Here is a 19973-nt window from a genome sequence, read left to right as displayed (position 1 = left end):
CCTGTATCCGGTTGCGACGCGCGGTTGTGGAGGTCAGCGCTGGTCGATGCGGTAGACCTTGCCGGCATTCATCTTCGGCGACCACGGCAGTCCGCTGTTCTGCCAGCCGTTCATCAGCCGGAAGCCGGCCTGCGGGCCGTCCTTGATCGCCGCGCCCTGAAAGCCGTTGACCACGTAGCGGGCGTTGGGGAAGCCGTTGGCGCGCAGGAAGCTGGCGCTGGGTTCGCCGCGCTCGCTGCCCGAGCGGCACATGGTGATGATTTCGGCGTCGGTGCCCATGCCGCGCTTGTCCAGTTCGGCCTTGATCTGGGCGGCGAAATCCGGGTTCTGGTACAGGCGGAAGACGCTGCGTTCGGTATTCCACTGGCTGCGGTCGACCAGGAGAAAGGGAATGTTGACATGCACGGCGTCGGTGAAGCCGACGAACATGATCTCGACCGGATCGCGGACATCGACGAACAGCACGTCCGGCTCGGCGTTACGGATCTTGGCGTAGGTTTCCTCGGCCGAAATGGCGATGTCGGCTGCCTGTGCGGACAGGCTGGCGAGGCTGAGGGCGGCTGCGATCAGAAGGCGTTTCATGGCGGCAGTGGTTCCTGTGAGTGGGTTGGCGGGCTTCAGGCAGTCCGGTACATGCTGGCAGCGATCGGCCAGGCCAGTGCGGCAGCAACTGCGCCGAAGGCGGCGGCGTAGAAGAACAGGTTCATCCAGTCGACCCAGTAGCCCATGTTGGCGAAGGACGACTTGGTCATGCCCGGAGTGACGAGGAAGCTGATCACGGTGACGATGGCACCGACCGCGATGGCGGGGACGAGACCTTGCCGCCAGCCCACGCCGGGCCGGGTGGCGGCGAACAGCATCAGCATCGCCCACAGCAGCGCGGTACCGATGACCTCCGGCAGATATTGCAGGCCCAGTTCGAACAGGATGTTGAGGGTCAGCCAGATTTCGTACATGCCGTTTTCCTCCTCAGACGCGGCCCTTGAGCACCGCCATGTAGGCGGGCTTGAGCAGGCGGTACTTCATGATCCAGGCGAAATAGCTGTCCTGCAGCGGATCGATCATCGGCAGCGAGGGCGTCAGCCTGTTGTCGTAGTCGAACTCGACCAGCAACGCCGAGCCTTCGCGGATCAGCAGCGGGCAGGAGGTGTAGCCGTCGAAGTGCTGCGAGGGTTCGCGGCCGGCGATGACGTCGATCAGGTTCTGCGCGACGAGCGGCGCGCTCTTCTTGATCGTGGCAGCGGTCTTGCCCTTGCCGGTGCCGTTGATGTCGCCCAGGCCGAAGACATTGGGGAAGCGGCGGTGGCGCAGGGTCCCGGGATCGACTTCGAGCCAGCCGCCTGCGGCGAAGCCGCCTTGCTGCCAAGGCAGGGGGCTGTTCATGACCGCGTCCGGTGCGCGCATCGGCGGCACGACGTGGATGAAGTCGTAGCCGATTTCGCGGCGTTCGCCTTCGGGGTTGGCGACGGTGGCGCGGCGGGCGCCGATGTCGACCGCGACCAGCTTGCTGTTGAAGGTGACGGGGATGTCCAGTTCGGCCCAGCGGCGCAGTACTTCGTCGTTGATGCGGGGCACGCTGAAGATGTTGTCCAGCGCGGAGTGGAAGGCGATGTTCGATGCGCCGCGGGTGCCGGCCTGCTTGAGCCGGTCGACGACCATGAAAGTCATCTTCAGCGGCGCGCCGGCGCATTTCAGTGGCGTGGCAGGCAGGGTCATCAACGCCGAGCCGCCTTTCCGGCGGAAGCTGTCCATCGCATGCCAGGTCGCTTCGGCGGCGGCGGGGCCGGGATAGACGCTGCCGAGGCCGTTGCTGCCGATGGCGGCGACGTCCATGCCTTCGATCTGCGCGTAGTCGAGATGCAGGCCGGTGGCCACGACCAGATAGTCGTATTCGATGCGCCGCCCGCTGTCGGTGACGACGGCGTTGGCAACCGGGTCGAACTCCGCGACCATCTCGCGCACCCACTCGACGCCGGCCGGCATCAGGTCGACGTTGCGGTCGCTGACCTTGTCGACCGGCCAGATGCCGGTGGCCACGAGGGTGTAGCCCGGCTGGTAGTTGTGGATTTCCTTGCGGTCGATGACGGTGATCTTCGCTCCGTCCAGTCCGCGCGACAGGCGTGCGGCGATGGCCAGGCCGCCCAGGCCGCTGCCGGCGATGACGATGTGCGCCGAAGTCTTCAGGGCAGCGTGCGCAGGCGCGCCGGCGAGCGTCAGGCCGGCGCCGGCAATGGCCGGTAGCGCCGATGCACCGAGCAGGAAACGGCGGCGACCGTTGGCTGGCGCTGCGGATGGACATGCTTCGGATTTGTCGGACATTCCTTCTCCCCCGGCTGGCATGGTTCAGCGCAAACAGCGCTGTTCATGTCTATGTCCGACCAATCATATTAGTGTTTGCTCACATATCCGCGATCCGATCATGGTTATGTGACTTGTGTCACAAAGCATTGCCGGGTTCAGGACTTGTTCTTGCCGGCGTCTTGCTGGGCGATTTCAGCAGCGAGCGTGTTGAAGGCTGCGTCCTGGGTCATGAAGATCTGTCCTGACAGCCAGTCGGAGGCTTCGGTCCGGTCCAGGGCGTCGCGCAACGGGCCCTTCAGCTCGGATAGGTGCAGCTGGATGCCTTTGGCGCGCAGTTCGCGGTCGAGCTGCATCAGCACTTCGAGCCCGGTGAGGTCGATGCCGTTGACGCCGCTCATCATCAGCACGACGTGCCGAAGCTGTGGGCGCTGGCGCAGCGCGGACGTGAGCGTTTCCGAAATCCAGCGCGAATTGGTGAAGAGCAGGCTTTCATCGACCCGGATCGACAACACCTGAGGCAGTGTCTCGACCTCGAAGCGATTCACGTTGCGGAATATCGTGGTGCCGGCGAGCCGTCCCACTTCCGTCCAGTGCGGGCGGGCGGTGCGTTGCAGCAGCAGGCCGATGGAGGAGATCACGCCGATCAGCAGGGCCTCTTCGATGCCGACGAAAAGTGTCAGCGCCGTCACCACTGCCATCAGTGTGAGTTCGGTGCGGGAATAGCGCCATGCCAGCAGGAAGGGGGCGAGATCGATCATCGACAGCACGGCAATGATGATGGTGGCTGCCAGCACCGCACGCGGCAGGTATTGCAGCATGTCGCCGATCAGGACGATGGCGAGCGCAAGCAGGATGGCGGTCCACACGCCTGCCATGCGCGTGCGGGCGTTGGCGTCGAAGTTGACGATGCTGCGCGAGAAGCCGCCGGTGACCGGCATGCCGCCCGAGGCGGCGGCGGCGGCGTTGGCGGCGGCGAGGCCGAAGAGTTCGCGGCGCGGCGAGATCTTTTCGCCGCGCCGCGCGGCGAGCGCTTCTGCCACGGCCAGGCTTTCGACGTAGGCCACCAGCGCCAGCACCGTTGCCGGGGCGAGCAGATCGAACCAGGCCGCGAGCGGGGCTTCCCATATCCACGGGAAGACGAGGCCGTCGCCGAGGCTGATCCGGCCCGACAGGGCGACGCCCTGGTTCAGCCCGGGAAAGCCGACGATCCAGGCGATGGCTGCGGCCACGATCAGGATGGGCGCGGCGCGGGCCAGCAGCTGTGCGGTGCGAGGCTCGAGGCCCAGGCGCTGCAGCATGCGGCTGCCGTTGCGGCGCAGGCTCCACAGCGCCAGCAGCGCCAGCAGGCCGATGGCGGCGGTGGCGAAGTGAGGCTGCACGCGGTCGCTGGCGGCGAGGGCGCTGCCCAGTTCGATGGCCGTACTGCCATTGACCGGTATGCCCAGCAAGGCGGGAAACTGGCCCAGGGCGATCAGCAGCGAGGCGCCGGTGACGAAGCCGTGCAGCACCGGGGCGCCGAGCAGGGCGGCCAGGGTTTCCAGCCGGAGCAGGGCGGCGATCAGGCAGATCGCGGCGATCTCCAGCGACAGCACCAGCGCTGCGAGATGGGGCGTGATGCCGTGGTCGATGGCGACGCCGCCGATGGACTGGGCGGTCATCATCGCGATCACCGCCACCGGCCCCACGGCCAGGGTCGTGCTGGAACCGAAAGCGGCATACGCCAGGGCCGGCAGCAGGCTGGCCATCACGCCCACCACGGGGGGCAGGCCGGCGAGAATGGCATAGGCCAGGCTCTGCGGAACCAATAAGATGGTGACGATGACGGCGGCGAGCAGGTCGTCCGTCAGCGCCGTGCGGTGGTACTCGGCCCAGCGGCGGGCGAAGGATGGGCTCCGTGCGGTGGTGGGGACGGGCGGCGGCGGCATGCTCACAGCAGGTCGAGCGGAATCTTGAGGTAGCGAACGCCGTTGTCCTCGGCGGGCGGAAGATTGCCGGCGCGCCCGTTGACCTGGATGGACGGCAGGATCAGCGTCGGCATGGCGAGGGTCCGGTCGCGGGCGCTGCGCATGGCGACGAATTCCGCTTCGGTGACACCGTCATGGACGTGGATGTTGCTGCTGCGCTGTTCGGCGACCGTCGTTTCCCAGGCAGGTGCGCGGCCTTCGGGCGGGTAGTCGTGGCACAGGTGCAGGCGAGTCTCGGGCGGCAGCGCCAGCACTTTGCGGATCGAGCGGAACAGCGTGGCCGCATCGCCGCCCGGGAAGTCGCAGCGCGCGGTGCCGTAGTCGGGCATGAACAAGGTGTCGCCGACGAAGGCGTCCTCGCCGACGACGTAGGTCAGGCAGGCGGGGGTGTGTCCGGGCGTGTGCATCACCGTGGCGTCGAGGCCGCCGATGCGGAAATGCTCGCCATTCTCGAACAGGTGGTCGAATTCGGTGCCGTCGGTATTCATGTCCTTGGCGTTGAAGACGGCCTTGAACACGCCCTGCACCTGACGGATGTGGGCGCCGATGCCGATGCGGCCGCCCAGTTGCTGCTTCAGGTAGGGGGCGGCCGACAGATGATCGGCGTGGGCATGGGTCTCCAGTAGCCAGTCGACCGTCAACCCAGCCTGGCGCACATGGGCGACCACCGCGTCGGAGGAAGCATGCGAGGCACGGCCGGACTTGGGGTCGTAGTCCAGCACGCTGTCGATGATCGCGGCCCGGTGCGTGGCCGGGTCGGAAACGACGTGGGTCACGGTGAAAGTGGCCGGGTCGAAAAAGGACTGGATTCTGGCGCGTTGCACGTGGAGGATCCTCGTATCCGTTCAGTTGCGGATGCCGGTGCCGATTTCCCGTGCCGGCGCGGTATCGGCGAGGGATGCTGAGAGCAGAAGACCGAGCGGATGGAAGCGCATCAGGAAAGCAGGGCAGGGACGATTCGAAAGCATAAATATAAGCAAAAACTTATGCTTAGGTCCAATCGGAGTTGCCGATGGCGGCCACGAGTGGGCAGTGCCGCAGGCCTGCGGCATACTGCGCTTTTTCCACCCCACGGAGTGCTTGCCATGAAGCTTTATTACAAGCCGGGCGCCTGCTCGCTGTCGCCGCACATCGTTCTCGAAGAGCTCGATCTGTCGTATGAGACGGAAGCCGTCGATCTCCAGACGAAGGTGACGGCGGGTGGTGCGGACTTCACCCGGGTCAATCCCAAGGGCTATGTGCCTGCACTGGTACTGGACGGCGGTGAAGTGCTGACCGAGGGGCCGGCGATCGTGCAGTACCTGGCCGACCTTGCGCCCGAGAAGAAGCTGGCGCCCGCCAACGGCAGCCTGGCGCGCTATCAGTTGCAGTCGTGGCTGACCTTCATCGGCACCGAGTTGCACAAGTCCTGCAGTCCATTCTTCAATCCGGCCTCCGGGGATGCCTGGCGGGCTGAGGCGCAAGCGAACCTCGAGCGCCGGCTGGGATATGTCGACAAGGAACTGGCGGGCAAGGCGTATTTGATGGGCGAGGATTTCAGCGTCGCCGACGCCTATCTGTTCACGGTGCTGGGCTGGATGGGGTTCATCCAGTTCGATCTGTCCCGTTTCGCCAATCTGACGGCGTTCCAGGCACGGGTCGCAGCGCGGCCGGCCGTGCAGGCGGCGCTGAAGGCAGAAGGGCTGGCCTGAGCTGCGCCGCTTTCGTGAGTGGCAGCGCACCGGGGAAACGCCGTGGTGCGCTGCCGCCATCCGTATTCACGTAAAGACGATCGGGCGAAGGAGGCCCTTCCGGATCAGTTCGGCTCGGCGATGATGACGCGGTTGCGCCCGGCCTGCTTGGCCTGATACATGGCCTTGTCGGCCCGGTTCAAGGCGGGCTGCATGGATTCGCCGGCATTCACCGGTGTCACGCCTGCGCTGAAAGTGATGACGATCTTCTGATGGTCGGTCATGAAAAACTCGCGGGTCAGCTCGCGCTGCAGCCGGGTCAACGTGTTGTAGGCGTCGGCCTTGCCGGTTTCCGGCAGCAGGATCACGAACTCTTCACCGCCGTAACGCGCCAGCACATCCTGTGGGCGCAAGTGGTGCCGCACGACGCGGGTGAGGTGTATGAGGGCTTCGTCTCCCACCTCGTGGCCATGGGCGTCGTTGAGCTTCTTGAAGTTGTCGATGTCGAGCAGCGCAAGGGCGAGTGTCGTGCCGCGTCGCTGGGTGCGGGCAGCCTCGGCCTCGAACATCTCGCCCAGCCCGCGGCGGTTCAGGACGCCTGTCAGTTGGTCGTGCCGCATCAAGCGGCTGACTTCGTCGAGTTCATGCTGCAGCGTGGCGATGCGCTCTTCGGCCGCACGCGCCTGTTGGCGGCTTGCAATCAGTTCATCGCGCGAGCGCCGGGCTTCGTCCTGGATGCTGAGGGTTTCGCGCATCACTTCGTCCAGCACCTGCCCGATTGCATTGATGTCCCTGGCCTGGGCGATGCGCTGGGCGCAGGTGCCGATACGATCGTGGTAGGTGCTGGTGCTCTCTGAAAAGCTCGCGAGCTGGTCGACGAAGCCGGCCAGCATCGTGCGCAGATGGTTCTGGGCTTCGACGAGGTTGTGTTTCAACTGGCTCTGCTTGTAGATCAGATCCTTGAGGCGGCGCTCGGCGTCATCGATGCTGCGGGGGTTGAGCGGAGCATCGATGAGCTCGCGCAACATTTCGATCTGGCCCGTCAGCCAGGTGTCGTCCAGCACCAGATCGTCGATGTTGCGAAGCAGCAAGCGCAGCAGCTGGAGGAGCCCGTCGCGGATTTCCGCATCATCGGCCGTGGTCATTTCGAGGCGATGGGCGAGGCGGCGGATGCGGGCGCCTATCTGCTCGAGCTGTGCGGCTTCGAGTGTGGCGGCGACATCATCGGCAAGCTGCTGAGCCTCATCCGCCAGCTCCGGATGCGCGCCCAGGAAGGATGGGACGACATCGCGGAGGGTCGATGAGAGGAGTTGGCGGAAGTTTTCGATCAGATCACGGCCGCGTCCGGCCGGCAAGGCTGCAGTTGGCTTGGTGCTCGTGGTGACGGCAGTGATGTCTTTCGCTGGCGCCGGATCTGCCGCCGTGCCGGGAAGCTCTGGCGCGGGTCCGAGGTTGAGTGGGGCCTGGTTCCAGCCACGCAGCAGGCCCTGCAGGCGGCCGTAGAGTGTCGCGGGTTCCGATGCGGCCAGGACACGATCGAGGGATTCGCGTTTCCGTGCGATGGTCCAGCCCTGCTGGCGATCCTCCCAGGAACGGAGCAGGCTGGCGATGAGCTCATTCCATGCGGGCGCTTCGATGCTCTTCAGTCCGTCCAGATAGTGCCACAGCGCTTCTTCCGCCATCTTCGGATCAGCCGCATTCAGAGCCTCGTCGAACTTGCGGACGATTTTCTGCTGCTCGGGGGTATCCCTGGGCAGCCGGTACGACAGCTTGTGCAGGAAATCCTTGGATATCGTGACGTCGTTGGCGTGGGTGCCGGCAATCTCATGGTAGAGCTTGCTGTAGTTGTCCGGAGTCGGAGTCATGCGGCGCAGCGCAAGCTGACGGAGAGTTTCGCGGGCGACTTCGGAAGGGCTGCGCTGGGCGCTCATGGAGGATGCCGATGACCAGTTCGATGCGCTGGATTATATCGGTAGCCTGAGGTGGCGAAGTGCATGATCCATGTGGAGTAAAGCGCTTGTTTTCACTGGCGGTACTGGGGGCAGTTGCAGGGGCAAATCCCATTGCGGTGGGCTGGCTGCGGGCGGCACGGCGCACGTTCGGGCAGTCGCGAAGTGGACTGAGGGGCGAAGGTACGGATCGTTCGGTTCGCATGGCGGCGCGCGCGCCGTGTTTCGAGTCGGCCGGGACGGGTAGAATGCGAAGCTTGACCATCCTTGGGCCCCACCGACAGCGCCCAGCCTGCAAGAGTCCTCGTCCTTCATGAGCACCGAAAAAGACAGCATCGCGGCCAATGTGCCTGCCCCTGCAACAGAGAGCAATGCCGCGCCACGGCAGCGAATCGAGCCGCGCGCCTTGCTGCAGCGCCTGCAAGAGGCGTTTCCGGCTTTTCGCGATTGCAAACCTTTGGCGCTCAGGATCGATGCCAGCATCGTCGAGCGCATGCCCGACATCGATCGCAAGAGCCTGCGTGCCGCATTGCGGATGTACACCGCTTCGACCCGCTATCTGAAGGCTGTCGAGCGTTCGCAACAGCGTTTCGATCTCGATGGGCAGCCCGCCGGAGAGGTGACCGAAGAGCAGCGCACGCACGCATCGACGACGCTAAAGGAACGCTTTGCCGCAGTGGCCCGGCAGCAGAAGGAAAAGCGCGAGGCCGAGGCTGCGGAGAAACGACGCACCGAGAAGCTGCAGCAACTGGTAAGCAAGTTCGGCCGCTGAAAGCCCGGCTGCCGAATTTTGCGTCTCACGGTCAGCAGTGTGGCCGGAACAGCTTCTGTGAGCGGATCAACCAGGTTGCGGTGCCGGCAAGCACGGTAAGTGCGATGCCCGCTGCGACATTTCCGGTTCCCAGCATCAAGCCGGCCAGCAGGCCGACAGCGAGCAGCAGGCGAGTGAGCAGCGTTTCTGGCATGATCGTCTCCTGTATGGATGTCCAGTTGATTAACTGTATATCTATACATGAGACGATGCAAGCATGACGTGCAGCCGCATGTGTGTGCTTGCGCTATAATCCGCCCCCAGTGCCGGCATAGCTCAGTTGGTAGAGCAGCTGATTTGTAATCAGAAGGTCGTGGGTTCGATTCCTATTGCCGGCACCAAGAACACCTACTGGATACGTCATGCGCGCGCGGCTGGTTCGGAAATCGCAGATGAATTGCGCCAAGACGAGTTCCTGCGACAAGAAAAACTTGCATTCTTCGTATCGACCGTTTATAGTTCTGTTTCTCCGACGCGGGGTGGAGCAGTCTGGCAGCTCGTCGGGCTCATAACCCGAAGGTCGCAGGTTCAAATCCTGCCCCCGCAACCAAATCTAGAGACAGGCCGACAGCGAAAGCTGATCGGCCTGTCTTGCTTTTGCGGCGAGGAAGCGTGTTCGGTGGCCCTGGTGTGATCAGCCCGTGCCGCGAGTGATGTACAGCGCGAAGTCGCAGTTTCCGCCGCCACGAAACCACCGAGCCTGCACGCGCTGGCCGCCTGGAAAGTTCAGGGTGTGCTCGATCGTGGTTGCCTTCTGGATCTGACTGCCTGTGGCATGGTGCCCAAGCTCGTTGCTGAACTTGCTGGCGAATGCCTCTGCCTGGCGAAAGCAGGCGTCGCCGCTGGTGGTGCGCAGCCCGGGCCCCGAGCCGGGCTGAACGACGATTTCCTCGATCTGGCCTTCGGCATCGGCCATGGCCATGACTGTGGCGTCCAGCGGACGGATGCGCATGGCGAACTCGTCGCGGCCATCGCAGCCGGGGGCGACGGGGAGCGCGCCCGGATCGAGCTGCCTCGCCTGCATGGCGGATTTTTCCAGATTTGCACCGAGCGTGAGCGGACCCACGCCGTCGGCACTCGGCTGCAGGTCCTGTGCGGGTGAGCCGCAGGCAGCCGGCAGTGCGGCCAGCAGGATCGTTGCGAGGGCACTGCCGGGAAAGCGCACGGAATCAGTCTGCCTTGATGACGCCGCAGAACAGTCGTGCACCGGCGCCGCCGATGGGTTGGGCGGCGTGGTCGTCACGGTTTTCGTGGATGACCAGTGCAGCGCCATCGTCGTCGAGAATCGTCGCGCGCCCGCCCTGGCCGCCGAGGCTGGCGAGCGAGGTGTAGAGCTCCACTTCGACGGTGCCGTCGGCATGCACGAAGATGTTGGGCAGGTCGCCGGCGTCGGGACCTTCCGGATTCATCAGGCCGTGCTTCTTGCCGTCCGGGTTCAGGTGGGCCTTGGAGGCCACGAAGCCTTGATCGGGGTCGTCGCAGGTGCCGACGCTGTGGATGTGGATGCCTTTCGGCCCGGGAGGCAGGCCTTGGGCGGTGAGGTGGATCAGCACGCCGTGCGGCCCTTCGATCAGCGTTGCGGTGCCCATGGTCTGCCCCTGACGATTGATGATGCTGGCGGAGGCCTGCTCGGCCGCGGTGGCGGCAGTGGCTGCGCTGGCGATTGCGCATGCGACGACGAGGCGGGAGAAGGACATGACGAATCTCTCACGGTTGTTGAGTGAAGCGTCATGATAGACACGATTCCGGACGTGTCAAAGGCATGCACCCTCGGCTTGCGATGGCTGGCGCAGCCTGGCGCTTGGCCGTAACATCGCGCCGAACATCCACGGAGAAACGATCATGGCGTCTACCGCCGACAGTATCAGCATGGCGCTTTTTTGCGATTTCGAGAACGTGGCGCTTGGCGTGCGGGACGCAAACTACGAGAAGTTCGACATCAAGCGCGTGCTCGAACGCCTGCTGCTGAAAGGCAGCATCGTGGTGAAGAAGGCCTATTGCGACTGGGATCGCTACAAGAGCTTCAAGTCGGCGATGCACGAGGCCAACTTCGAGCTGATCGAGATTCCGCATGTGCGCCAGTCGGGCAAGAACTCGGCCGACATTCGCCTCGTCGTCGATGCGCTGGACCTGTGCTACACCAAGTCGCATGTCGACACTTTCGTCATCATCAGCGGCGATTCGGACTTTTCTCCGCTGGTGTCCAAGCTGCGCGAGAACGCCAAGCAGGTGATCGGTGTCGGCGTCAAACAGTCCACGTCCGATCTGCTCATCGCCAATTGCGACGAATTCATCTTCTACGACGATCTGGTGCGTGACGGCCAGCGCTCGGCACGGCGCGACACGCGCGATGCGCAGCCGTCGGCGAAGCGCTCGCCTGAAGAGGAAAAACGGCGCAGGGAGGAACTGGAAAGCCGTCGCGGCCAGGCGATCGAGATCGCGGTGGAGACGTTCGATGCGCTGATGGCGGAGCGTGGCGACAGCGGCAAGATCTGGGCATCGATGCTCAAGGAGGCGATCAAGCGGCGCAAGCCGGATTTCAACGAGAGCTATTTCGGCTTTCGTGCTTTCGGCAATCTGCTCGAGGAGGCCCAGGCGCGCGGCCTGCTGGTCGTCGGGCGCGACGAGAAATCGGGCGCCTATGTCCAGCGGCCGAGCGCTGTGGCACAGACAGGCACAGCAGAGGAGGCCGCTCCGTCGAGCGATGGCCCGGCCCTCGTAACGGATGCGGATACCGAACTTGAATCCGCTGCCGTGGCTGAAGCGCAGGGAACTGATGTCGCAGGCAAGGACAAGCCGGAGAAAACCGGCCGTAGCGCAACTGCCGGCAAGACGGGGCGGAGCCGGACTTCGACTGCGCGACGGGCCAAGACCGCCGAGGACACGGCGCAGGTCGATGCCGTGCCGGCAGTGGCAAGTGAATTGCCAGTGGCCGAACCTGCGCCAGCCAGGCCTGCCGAACCCGTTCAGGACGACGGCGCCCCCGCAGAGGATGAGCCGGCAGCGAGGCGCCCGGCGAAGCAGGGCAATGCCCGCGGCCGTTCGGGCTCGCGTGGACGCAAGGCTGAAGGGCGTTCGGCCGAGGAGGAGGTGAAGGTCGGTACCGAGGCCGTCCAGCACGCTGTCCAGCCGCAGGCTGCGTTGCCGGAGCCGGCAGATACGCCCGCCGCCGCACATGGGCACAGCGAAGCCGACGCTGCGCCGCCGGCCAGGAAACCCGCTGCCCGCCGCAGGACCCGCAAGCCCGCGGCGAGCGAAACGGGCGACGAAGGCTGAGAGACGACATTCCCTGGATTCGGTGCCGACCGTGCCCCCGACCGCTGCCATCGACCCCGCCCATTGGCCTTATCCACGCTGGATTGCGCATCGCGGCGCAGGCCGGCTGGCGCCGGAAAACACTTTGGCAGCCTTTCGCCTGGGGCATGCCTGCGGCTATCGGATGTTCGAGTGCGACGTCCGCCTGAGTGCCGACGGCATTCCATTTCTGCTCCATGACGACACGCTCGACCGCACGACGGATGGACATGGGCCGGCGGCAGTGCTCGATTGGGATGAGCTGTCGCGGCTCGATGCCGGCGGCTGGCATTCGGCGCAGTTCCGGGGCGAGCGGCTGCCCGGCCTGCAGTCCCTGATCCGCTTCTGCCGGGTCGAGGATTGCGCCTTGAACGTCGAGCTGAAGCCGTCACCGGGCACCGAGTACCAAACAGGGCGTGTCGTCGCCCGCATGCTTGAGCGCGAGTGGCGCGGCAGACTGCCGCCCTTGCTCAGCTCGTTCCGGCTCGAGGCACTGCAAGGCGCTCGTGCCGGCGCGTCTTCCCTGCCACGCGCGCTGCTGGTCGGCAGCCCTTTCCCCGACTGTCTGCGGCTTGCGCAGGAGCAAGGCTGCGTCGCGCTGGTGGCGGGGCATGAGTACGTCACGCCGCTGTTCGTGGAGCAGATTCGTGCGGCAGGTCTGGCTCTGCTGAGCTACACCGTCAACGACGAGGCCGAGGTTCAACGCCTGCTGCAACTCGGCCTGCAGGGGTTGATCACCGACTGCGTCGACCGCTTCGGCCCCGGCATTCACGCCGCTTGACCGGAACTCGCTGCAGGAAGCAGGCTCTACGCACTCATTGCCTCTTTGCAAAGGCTTGCCTCATGCGCCATTCATGCATTGCTCCCTCCATTCTGCTGGCGCTGGCCTGCCTGCTGCCATCGGCCACGACCCTGGCTGCCGATGACAGGACGATCTGCCTCGAAGCAGGGCGCTGGACCATGGTCGGCAGCGATGGACCGCGAACGGGGGCCGAGCCCCCGGCCGTGCTCGACGCGATGGCCGGGCGCGATGTCGTGTTGCTCGGCGAGCAGCACGACGATGCGGATCATCACCGCTGGCAGTTGCAGACCCTCGCAGCCCTGCATGCGCGCCGTCCGGACCTGCAGATCGGCTTCGAGATGTTTCCGCGCCGTGTGCAGCCGGTGCTCGATCGCTGGGTGGCGGGGGAGCTGTCCGAGTCGCAGTTTCTCGAGCAGGTCGAATGGACCGAAGTCTGGAGCATGCCGGCCGAGCTTTATCTGTCGCTATTCCATTTTGCCCGCCTCAACAAGGTGCCGATGCTTGCCCTGAACATCGACCAGAGCCTGATCCGGAAGGTTGCCAGAGCTGGCTGGAGTGGGGTGCCGGATGCCGAGCGCGGCGGCGTGGGCCGTGCGGCGGCGCCTTCTGCTGCCTATGTAGACATTCTGTTCGACGTGCATCTCCAGCATGCGCGAATGCGTGCCGGCGACGACAAGAGGGCATCGCGTGAAGATGAGGCCTTCCGCAATTTCATCGACTCCCAGCTTGTCTGGGACCGCGCGATGGCCGAGGCGCTGGCTGCGGCGCGCGGTGCGGCAACGCGAATCGACGGGCCGCCGCCGCTGATGGTCGGCATCATGGGCAGCGGGCATGTGCGCTTCGGCCATGGCGTGGCCCATCAATTGAAGGATCTCGGCGTGGCGGAGGTCGGCCTGCTGTTGCCGATGTCAGCGGCTACGCCGTGCACGGAACTCGTTGCCGGCCTGGCCGATGCCGTGTTCGCGATTCAGGAGATCGCGCGTTCGCCCGCGCCGCCGCCTCGGCTGGGCGTCAGCCTGGAAGAGCACCAGAAAGGCGTGCGGATCGCCCAGGTGAGCGAAGGCAGCCTGGCGGCGCGCACTGGCCTGCGCGCCGGTGACGTGATCGTCGAGGCCGCCGGTGCACCGCTGAAGCGCTCGGCAGCGTTGGCCAGCCTGGTCCGGGCCCAGCCTCCCGGAACCTGGTTGCCGATCAAGCTGATACGCGCTGACGAGACGCTCGAGCTCATCGTGCGTTTCCCGTCCGGGAGCTGATCCCGATGTTTCGTGCAGCGCGCTTGTGGGGCTGGCGTGTGCCGATCCTGGTCGTGCTTGCCGCCGTCGTCCTTGCCCGTCCGGTATCCGCTGGCGAATGGCCGATCGAACTGGAGGTCCAGCTCGACCCGGCGAGCCGCGAGCTGCTGGTCGAGGCAGCGCTGCGGCCGCAGCAGCGGGATTTCCGCTTTGCCCTGCATGCCAGCCTGGGCATCGATTCGGCCATGGTGGATGGACAGGCGCTGCGCGTCGAAGCGCTTGGCAGGCGGGGTGAGGTACGCAACTGGCGCATACGCCTGCCTGAGCGGGGTGTGCTGCGTCTGCGCTATGGCGGCGTCCTGCCGGCGCTCGATGCCGGACTCGACCATCGCGGCGTGCTGCAAGGCATGCCGCCGATGGCCTCGGCGGCGGGCAGCTATTTGCCGGCAGGGGGCGCCTGGTATCCGCGCCCGGCCGAGGTGTTCGGCTATCGCGTCGATGTGCGTGTTCCGGCCGGCCAGCGGGTGATCGTGCCCGGGCGGTTGCTGGCAGAGCAAGTGCCGGATGGCGAAGAAGGGCATTACCGGGCACGCTTCGAATTCTCCCGGGTGACGGACGGCATCGACCTGATGGCAGGGCCGTGGATCGTGCGCGAACGCATCGTGGCGCGCGACGATGGGGAAGGCTTGCGGTTGCGCACTTACTTTCCTGCGGCGCTGGATGCCGAAGCCGGCCTGGCCGAAGCCTATCTGGCCGACAGTGCGCGCTACATCGAACGCTACAGCGGCAGCATCGGCGCTTACCCGTTCACCGAGTTCTCGGTCGTCGCCTCTCCGCTGCCGACCGGCTTCGGCATGCCGACGCTGACCTACTTGGGGGAGCAGGTTCTGCGCCTGCCTTTCATCCGTGCCACCTCGCTCGGCCATGAGGTATTGCACAACTGGTGGGGCAACGGTGTGCTGGTCGATTACCGCAGCGGCAACTGGTCGGAAGGCCTGACCACCTTCATGGCCGACTACGCCTACAAGGAAGAGCAATCGGTGGCGGCGGCACGTGATATGCGCCTGGGCTGGTTGCGTGATTTCGCCGCCCTGCCTGCCGATGCCCACCAGCCGCTGGCCGAGTTTCGTTCGCGTACCCACGGTGCTGCGGCGGCAGTGGGCTACGGCAAGGCGGCGATGGTGTTCGTGATGCTGCGTGACCTGATCGGTGAAGAGGCATTCGCGCACGGCATCCGCAGCTTCTGGGCGCAGAATCGTTTCCGCATCGCCGGCTGGGTGGAGCTGAAGGTGGCTTTCGAACAGGCCTCGGGGCGCGATCTGGATGCTTTCTTCCAGCAGTGGCTGCGGCTTGCGGGTGGTGCGCGAGTGAGCATCGAACAGGCTCGCTTCATCGCCGGCGCGGAAGGAAAAGGCGGGCTGTTGAAAGTCGAGCTGCAGCAGAGCAGACCCGCACATGTGCTCCATCTCCCCCTGCAACTGGAGAACGGCCAGGCGGTGCAGACGCGCTGGGTGAGCCTGTCGCAGCTGCGGCAGACGTTCGAGCTGGCGGTGGACCAGGCGCCGCAGACGGTGCGACTGGATCCGGAATTGAGGGTCTGGCGCAGGCCGGACGACGGACAGCTGCCGCCCATCCTGCGCCAGTGGATGCTGGCAGAGACTCCCCGGCTGATCATCGCCGGCGAAGGCGATACGGCGTTGGTGGAGGCAGGCAAGGGACTGGCCAGGCGCTTCTTCGAACGTCCTGCGCGCACTGTCGGCCCGGAGGCTCTGCGTGGAGGCGCTGATGCCGTGTTGCTGGTCGGCACGCACGCGGCCGTCGATCGCCTGCTGGCTGACGCAGGCCTGCCGCCACGGCCGGCCTTGGCCGAGCGGCAGCACAGTGCCGTGGCATGGACCGTACAGGCCTCTCCGGGCCCTGCACTTGCTGTCGTGTCGGCACGTGATGCCGGCGCACTGGCGGCGCTGCAACGGCCGCTGCCGCACTATGGCGGGCAGAGCTGGGTGATCGCCGAAGGTGCCCGGGTGCTGGAGCGCGGGGTGTGGGATGCGCCGGGCAGGGCGGTGCCGGTCGACGGGCAATGAATGCCCTGCGGCGGAGGCAGCGTAGAATCGTGCGGATGAATACCAGATACGCCTCCCATCGAACCCTCCGTTTCTCCCGGGCATGCAGGCACATGCTCGCGATGCTTGCCGTGGCGGGCCTGGCGCTGCCTGCAGGCGCATCAGATGCGGGTTTTTCCAGCTGCATGAAGACGTTGCGCGGCGAAGCTGCGTCCGTAGGCGTGTCGCCGGAGACGTTCGATCGCCATACCGCTGAATTGATGCCCGACATGGCCGTGGTCGGTTTTCTCGACGCCCAGCCGGAATTCGTGACCCCGATCTGGGACTACATGGCCGGTCTGGTCGATGCCGAGCGCGTCGCCGACGGGCGTGAAATGCTGGCCCAATGGGCTGACGTGCTTGCCCGCGTCGAGGCGCAATACGCCGTCGATCCCGCCACCGTGGTCGCGGTCTGGGGTGTGGAAAGCAATTTCGGCCGCAATTTCGGCAGCCGTCCCTTGCTGACCTCGCTGTCCACGCTGTCCTGCTTCGGTCGGCGCCAGGCCTTCTTCCGCGGCGAATTCTTCACCACGCTCAAGATCATCCAGGAAGGCCATGTCGCGCCCGAACGCCTGACCGGCTCGTGGGCCGGCGCGTTCGGCCATACGCAGTTCATGCCCTCGACCTTCATGCGGTTGGCAGTGGATTTCGATGGTGATGGCCGCCGCGATCTGGTCGACAGCGTGCCCGACGCGCTGGCGTCCACGGCCAATTTCCTCAAGCGGGCAGGCTGGCGCGCCGATCTGCCGTGGGGCTTCGAAGTCGTGCTGCCGGATCGTTTCGACACCTCGGCTGCAGGGCGGCGCAACAAGCAGCCGATGGCGGACTGGGCCGCACGCGGCATCAGGCTGGCCGATGGCGGCGCTTTGCCGGCCGGCTCCACGCCCGCGGGGCTGTTGCTGCCGGCGGGCAGCGGCGGGCCGGCATTCCTCGTCACGCGGAATTTCGATGCGCTCTACTCGTACAACGCGGCCGAAAGCTACGCGCTGGCGATTGCCCACCTAGCGGACCGCCTGCGCGGCGGAGAAGCCTTCCGCACGCCCTGGCCGACCGACGATGCCGGGCTGTCTCGCGCCGAGCGACGGGAAGTGCAGCGACTGCTGATCGCGCGCGGCCACGACATCGGCGAGCCGGACGGCATGATCGGCGCCCGCACGCGTGAGGCGCTGAAGCTGCTGCAGGCCGAACTCGGCTTGAAGGCGGACGGGCGAGCCGGACAGAGAATCCTGCAGGTGCTGCGCGAGGCAGCGCTGAACTGATACGGTCCGCGTGCAGGGCCCGGCGCAGGCCAATCTGCGACAGATATCACCGATTTTCGCTAGAATTCGCCCCCTCGGGCGGGCTTCGTTGGCCGTCCTTACCGGCGCCCTTACAGGCCGTCTCCATTCTCTCCAGGCGTGACATGCAAGATCTCGGGTATTTCAAATGGTCCTTCATCGTGACCATTCTCGGCATCGTCGGCGGCTATCTGCTGGCGGGATGGTCCGGTGCCTTCATCGTCATCGTGCTGGCGATCCTCGAGACTTCGCTGTCTTTCGATAACGCGGTGGTCAATGCCACGGTGCTCAAGCACATGGACGAGAAGTGGCGCCGCCGTTTCCTGCTGTGGGGCATCCTGATCGCGGTGTTCGGCATGCGCATCGTGTTTCCGCTGGCCATCGTCGGCATCGTGGCGCACATGGGGCCGGTGGAGGTGATCCGGCTGGCGCTGTTCGACGAGGCCGAATACGCGCGCATCCTGCTGTCCGCGCATCACGAGATCGCGGCTTTCGGCGGCGCCTTCCTGTCGATGGTGTTCCTGAAGTTCTTCGTCGACAGCAACAAGGATCTGCACTGGCTGAGTGTGGTGGAGGCGCCGCTGACCAAGCTGGGCCGGCTGGAGGCGGCACAGATCCTGCTGGCCCTGCTGGCGATCCTCGGCAGCGCGGCCTGGCTGGACAACGATACCAAGCGCGTGGAGTTCGTCGTCGCCGGCATCTGGGGGTTGATCACCTACATCGTCGCCGACGGCCTGGGCGCGATCCTCGGTGGCGAGGAAGGGGAGGGCGGCAAGGTTGCTGCGAAGACCGGCTTCGCCGGCTTCATGTACCTGGAACTGCTGGATGCTTCGTTCAGTTTCGACGGCGTGATCGGTGCTTTTGCGCTGACCACCAGCCTGCCGATCATTGCGATAGGTCTCGGCGTGGGTGCGATGTTCGTGCGCTCATTCACGCTGATGCTGGTCTATCGCGAAACCTTGAATGCCTACCGCTTCCTGGAGCATGGGGCGTTCTGGGCGATCGGTGCGCTGGCTGCGGTGATGTTCATCGGCGTCCATGTCCACATCCCGGAAGTGATCACCGGCCTGGTCGGCGCAGTACTGATCGGCGCGGCCTTCCTCAGCTCCCTGCGCGGCCGGCGAGCCGCCGCCTGAGCGCGGCGGCCCGTGGCCTGGCACGGCTTCAGCCGCGCCGGGTATGCATCAGGTAATTCACGTCGGTGTCGCGACCCAGTGAGTACACCCTGGTCAGCGGGTTGTAGCTCATGCCGGTCAATTCCTCCGTGTCCAGGCCGGAATTGCGGCAGTAGCGGCTGAGTTCCGAGGGTTTGATGAACTTCTCGTATTCGTGCGTACCGCGCGGCAGCATGTTCAGCACATATTCGGCGCCGATGATCGCCAGGGCGTAGGCCTTCGGGTTGCGATTGATCGTGGAGAAGAAGACGTGGCCGCCGGGCTTCACCAGGCGGGCGCAGGCGGCGATGGTGCTGGCGGGGTCCGGCACGTGCTCGAGCATCTCCATGCAGGTCACGACGTCGAAATGGCCAGGGCTCTCCTCGGCGAATGCTTCGGCGCTGATCAAGCGGTAGTCGACGCTGTGGCCGCTTTCGAACAGATGCAGGCGTGCGACGCTGAGGGCCTTTTCCGACAGATCGATACCGGTGACCCTGGCGCCGAGTGAGGCCATGCCTTCAGCCAGGATGCCGCCGCCGCAGCCGACGTCGAGCACCGTCTTGCCCGCCAGGCCGGCCTTGCCGTCGATCCAGCCCAGGCGCAGCGGATTGATTTCATGCAGGGGTTTGAATTCGGAGGCCGGATCCCACCAGCGGTGGGCGAGCTCGCTGAATTTCTGTACTTCGTTCGGGTCGGCGTTGATTGCACTCATCATTTCTCGTCACAGCTTGCAGAGTTGATCGGTATCGTCGGCAAGGCCGCACATTCCAGTGGCAGATTACAGGAAACAGGCGCCACAAAACAAAAAGCCCTGCCGAAGCAGGGCTTTTCGCGCATCGGAAATCCGATTGGCAGGAGCCGCGATTACTTGGAGCCGATGACTTCGACGTCCACACGGCGATCCGGCTGCAGGCACTCGATCAGAGCCTTGCGGTTGCGGATGTTGTCGCACTTGTTGCCGGTGACGGGCTGCGATTCGCCCTTGCCTTCGGTGTAGATGCGGTTGGCTTCGACGCCCTTCGACACCAGGTAGGTCTTGACGGCGGCGGCGCGACGCTCGGACAGAGCCTGGTTGTAGGCGTCCGAACCCAGACGGTCGGTGTGGCCGACGGCCAGGATGACTTCCAGCTTCAGTTGCTGGGCCTGGGCAGCCAGGTCGTCGAGGGTGGCACGGCCTTCCGGCTTCAGCGTGGCCTTGTCGAAGTCGAACAGGGTGTCGGCGGCCAGCTTGACCTTTTCGGCGGTGGGCTTCGGAGCAACAGGAGCCGGGGCGGGGGCAGCGGCGACCGGAGCGACACACTTGTCCTTGGCGACGATGTCGCTGTCGCATTCGCAACCAGCCGGGAACTCGCCGGCCATGGCGGTCGAGGCAGCGGCCGGCGACCAGTAGCCGGTGCGCCAGCACAGACCGTTGGCA

Annotated in this window: 19 protein-coding genes and 2 tRNA genes; 10 read left to right on the top strand and 11 right to left on the bottom strand. The window is 65.4% G+C overall.

What is annotated here, in order from left to right; genetic code table 11:
• Positions 1–33: 33 nt before the first annotated feature.
• From TBU01S_RS01395 to TBU01S_RS01375, 5 genes are all read right to left on the bottom strand, one after another.
• Complete coding sequence (locus tag TBU01S_RS01395) at positions 34–582, bottom strand: rhodanese-like domain-containing protein (RefSeq protein WP_068634853.1); 549 nt, start codon at positions 580–582, stop codon at positions 34–36.
• 35 nt (positions 583–617) lie between these two features.
• A complete protein-coding gene (locus tag TBU01S_RS01390) occupies positions 618–956 on the bottom strand; it encodes a hypothetical protein (protein WP_068634852.1) in 339 nt (112 codons plus the stop codon).
• Between the two features lie 13 nt (positions 957–969).
• Positions 970–2319 (bottom strand): NAD(P)/FAD-dependent oxidoreductase, encoded by a 1350-nt coding sequence (locus tag TBU01S_RS01385; RefSeq protein ID WP_068634851.1) that lies wholly within the window; start codon positions 2317–2319, stop codon positions 970–972.
• A gap of 137 nt (positions 2320–2456) precedes the next feature.
• Entirely contained in the window at positions 2457–4226 is a 1770-nt protein-coding gene (locus TBU01S_RS01380; RefSeq protein ID WP_068634850.1) for a SulP family inorganic anion transporter, read from the bottom strand.
• Between the two features lie 2 nt (positions 4227–4228).
• Positions 4229–5089 (bottom strand): MBL fold metallo-hydrolase, encoded by an 861-nt coding sequence (locus TBU01S_RS01375; protein ID WP_068634849.1) that lies wholly within the window; start codon positions 5087–5089, stop codon positions 4229–4231.
• A gap of 261 nt (positions 5090–5350) precedes the next feature.
• Here TBU01S_RS01375 and gstA point away from each other — a divergent pair, with 261 nt between their 5' ends.
• Positions 5351–5956 carry a glutathione transferase GstA gene (gene gstA, locus TBU01S_RS01370; RefSeq protein ID WP_068634848.1) on the top strand — a complete coding sequence of 202 codons (606 nt, stop codon included), beginning with the start codon at positions 5351–5353 and terminating at the stop codon, positions 5954–5956.
• A gap of 104 nt (positions 5957–6060) precedes the next feature.
• On the opposite strand, the gene TBU01S_RS01365 is transcribed toward gstA, so the two are convergent.
• Positions 6061–7866, bottom strand: coding sequence for a GGDEF domain-containing protein (locus TBU01S_RS01365; RefSeq protein WP_068634847.1), 1806 nt, complete (start codon positions 7864–7866; stop codon positions 6061–6063).
• 331 nt (positions 7867–8197) lie between these two features.
• Here TBU01S_RS01365 and TBU01S_RS01360 point away from each other — a divergent pair, with 331 nt between their 5' ends.
• On the top strand, positions 8198–8656 hold the full coding sequence (locus tag TBU01S_RS01360) for a ProQ/FINO family protein (protein WP_068634846.1): 459 nt from the start codon (positions 8198–8200) through the stop codon (positions 8654–8656).
• A 31-nt stretch (positions 8657–8687) separates the two neighbouring features.
• On the opposite strand, the gene TBU01S_RS23665 is transcribed toward TBU01S_RS01360, so the two are convergent.
• Positions 8688–8849, bottom strand: coding sequence for a hypothetical protein (locus TBU01S_RS23665; protein ID WP_157659067.1), 162 nt, complete (start codon positions 8847–8849; stop codon positions 8688–8690).
• Positions 8850–8960: 111 nt separating this feature from the next.
• Here TBU01S_RS23665 and TBU01S_RS01355 point away from each other — a divergent pair.
• Together TBU01S_RS01355 and TBU01S_RS01350 are read left to right on the top strand one after the other, a co-directional pair.
• Positions 8961–9036, top strand: a tRNA-Thr gene (locus TBU01S_RS01355).
• A 132-nt stretch (positions 9037–9168) separates the two neighbouring features.
• A tRNA-Met gene (locus TBU01S_RS01350) sits at positions 9169–9245 on the top strand.
• A gap of 84 nt (positions 9246–9329) precedes the next feature.
• On the opposite strand, the gene TBU01S_RS01345 is transcribed toward TBU01S_RS01350, so the two are convergent.
• Together TBU01S_RS01345 and TBU01S_RS01340 are read right to left on the bottom strand one after the other, a co-directional pair.
• On the bottom strand, positions 9330–9860 hold the full coding sequence (locus TBU01S_RS01345) for a hypothetical protein (protein ID WP_068634845.1): 531 nt from the start codon (positions 9858–9860) through the stop codon (positions 9330–9332).
• Positions 9861–9864: 4 nt separating this feature from the next.
• Positions 9865–10392: a superoxide dismutase family protein gene (locus tag TBU01S_RS01340; RefSeq protein ID WP_068634844.1), complete on the bottom strand. Its 528-nt coding sequence runs from the start codon at positions 10390–10392 to the stop codon at positions 9865–9867.
• Between the two features lie 145 nt (positions 10393–10537).
• Between TBU01S_RS01340 and TBU01S_RS01335 the strand changes: the two genes are divergently transcribed.
• The 6 genes from TBU01S_RS01335 to TBU01S_RS01310 all read left to right on the top strand — a co-directional run bounded on the left by TBU01S_RS01335 (position 10538) and on the right by TBU01S_RS01310 (position 18538).
• The gene (locus TBU01S_RS01335) at positions 10538–11971 is read left to right on the top strand and encodes an NYN domain-containing protein (RefSeq protein WP_068634843.1); all 1434 of its coding nucleotides are present in this window, start codon (positions 10538–10540) and stop codon (positions 11969–11971) included.
• A 31-nt stretch (positions 11972–12002) separates the two neighbouring features.
• On the top strand, positions 12003–12770 hold the full coding sequence (gene ugpQ / locus TBU01S_RS01330) for a glycerophosphodiester phosphodiesterase (protein ID WP_068635006.1): 768 nt from the start codon (positions 12003–12005) through the stop codon (positions 12768–12770).
• Between the two features lie 62 nt (positions 12771–12832).
• Positions 12833–14044, top strand: coding sequence for a ChaN family lipoprotein (locus tag TBU01S_RS01325; RefSeq protein WP_068634842.1), 1212 nt, complete (start codon positions 12833–12835; stop codon positions 14042–14044).
• A 5-nt stretch (positions 14045–14049) separates the two neighbouring features.
• Positions 14050–16107 (top strand): M1 family metallopeptidase, encoded by a 2058-nt coding sequence (locus tag TBU01S_RS01320; RefSeq protein ID WP_068634841.1) that lies wholly within the window; start codon positions 14050–14052, stop codon positions 16105–16107.
• 101 nt (positions 16108–16208) lie between these two features.
• Positions 16209–17384 carry a lytic murein transglycosylase gene (locus TBU01S_RS01315; RefSeq protein WP_217999537.1) on the top strand — a complete coding sequence of 392 codons (1176 nt, stop codon included), beginning with the start codon at positions 16209–16211 and terminating at the stop codon, positions 17382–17384.
• Between the two features lie 143 nt (positions 17385–17527).
• Complete coding sequence (locus TBU01S_RS01310) at positions 17528–18538, top strand: DUF475 domain-containing protein (protein WP_068634839.1); 1011 nt, start codon at positions 17528–17530, stop codon at positions 18536–18538.
• Positions 18539–18566: 28 nt separating this feature from the next.
• On the opposite strand, the gene ubiG is transcribed toward TBU01S_RS01310, so the two are convergent.
• On the bottom strand, positions 18567–19268 hold the full coding sequence (gene ubiG, locus TBU01S_RS01305) for a bifunctional 2-polyprenyl-6-hydroxyphenol methylase/3-demethylubiquinol 3-O-methyltransferase UbiG (protein WP_068635005.1): 702 nt from the start codon (positions 19266–19268) through the stop codon (positions 18567–18569).
• A gap of 152 nt (positions 19269–19420) precedes the next feature.
• On the bottom strand, positions 19421–19973 hold a 553-nt coding region (locus TBU01S_RS01300), incomplete at its 5' end, for an OmpA family protein (RefSeq protein WP_068634838.1).

Origin of the sequence: Thauera butanivorans NBRC 103042 (genome assembly GCF_001591165.1) — a bacterium.
Taxonomy (GTDB): Bacteria; Pseudomonadota; Gammaproteobacteria; order Burkholderiales; family Rhodocyclaceae; genus Thauera; species Thauera butanivorans.
This window is presented reverse-complemented; position numbering and strand designations above follow the sequence as displayed.

What these genes read in the sequence shown, in the direction of transcription:
- TBU01S_RS01335 (WP_068634843.1), top strand. Translation starts at nt 10,538, where the DNA reads ATGGCGTCTACCGCCGACAGTATCAGCATGGCGCTTTTTTGCGATTTC.
- TBU01S_RS01310 (WP_068634839.1), top strand. Translation starts at nt 17,528, where the DNA reads ATGCAAGATCTCGGGTATTTCAAATGGTCCTTCATCGTGACCATTCTC.
- TBU01S_RS01390 (WP_068634852.1), bottom strand. Translation starts at nt 956, where the DNA reads ATGTACGAAATCTGGCTGACCCTCAACATCCTGTTCGAACTGGGCCTG.
- gstA (WP_068634848.1), top strand. Translation starts at nt 5,351, where the DNA reads ATGAAGCTTTATTACAAGCCGGGCGCCTGCTCGCTGTCGCCGCACATC.
- TBU01S_RS01325 (WP_068634842.1), top strand. Translation starts at nt 12,833, where the DNA reads ATGCGCCATTCATGCATTGCTCCCTCCATTCTGCTGGCGCTGGCCTGC.
- TBU01S_RS01365 (WP_068634847.1), bottom strand. Translation starts at nt 7,866, where the DNA reads ATGAGCGCCCAGCGCAGCCCTTCCGAAGTCGCCCGCGAAACTCTCCGT.
- TBU01S_RS01360 (WP_068634846.1), top strand. Translation starts at nt 8,198, where the DNA reads ATGAGCACCGAAAAAGACAGCATCGCGGCCAATGTGCCTGCCCCTGCA.
- TBU01S_RS01315 (WP_217999537.1), top strand. Translation starts at nt 16,209, where the DNA reads ATGCTTGCCGTGGCGGGCCTGGCGCTGCCTGCAGGCGCATCAGATGCG.
- TBU01S_RS23665 (WP_157659067.1), bottom strand. Translation starts at nt 8,849, where the DNA reads ATGCCAGAAACGCTGCTCACTCGCCTGCTGCTCGCTGTCGGCCTGCTG.
- TBU01S_RS01340 (WP_068634844.1), bottom strand. Translation starts at nt 10,392, where the DNA reads ATGTCCTTCTCCCGCCTCGTCGTCGCATGCGCAATCGCCAGCGCAGCC.
- ubiG (WP_068635005.1), bottom strand. Translation starts at nt 19,268, where the DNA reads ATGAGTGCAATCAACGCCGACCCGAACGAAGTACAGAAATTCAGCGAG.
- TBU01S_RS01385 (WP_068634851.1), bottom strand. Translation starts at nt 2,319, where the DNA reads ATGTCCGACAAATCCGAAGCATGTCCATCCGCAGCGCCAGCCAACGGT.
- TBU01S_RS01395 (WP_068634853.1), bottom strand. Translation starts at nt 582, where the DNA reads ATGAAACGCCTTCTGATCGCAGCCGCCCTCAGCCTCGCCAGCCTGTCC.
- TBU01S_RS01320 (WP_068634841.1), top strand. Translation starts at nt 14,050, where the DNA reads ATGTTTCGTGCAGCGCGCTTGTGGGGCTGGCGTGTGCCGATCCTGGTC.
- TBU01S_RS01380 (WP_068634850.1), bottom strand. Translation starts at nt 4,226, where the DNA reads ATGCCGCCGCCGCCCGTCCCCACCACCGCACGGAGCCCATCCTTCGCC.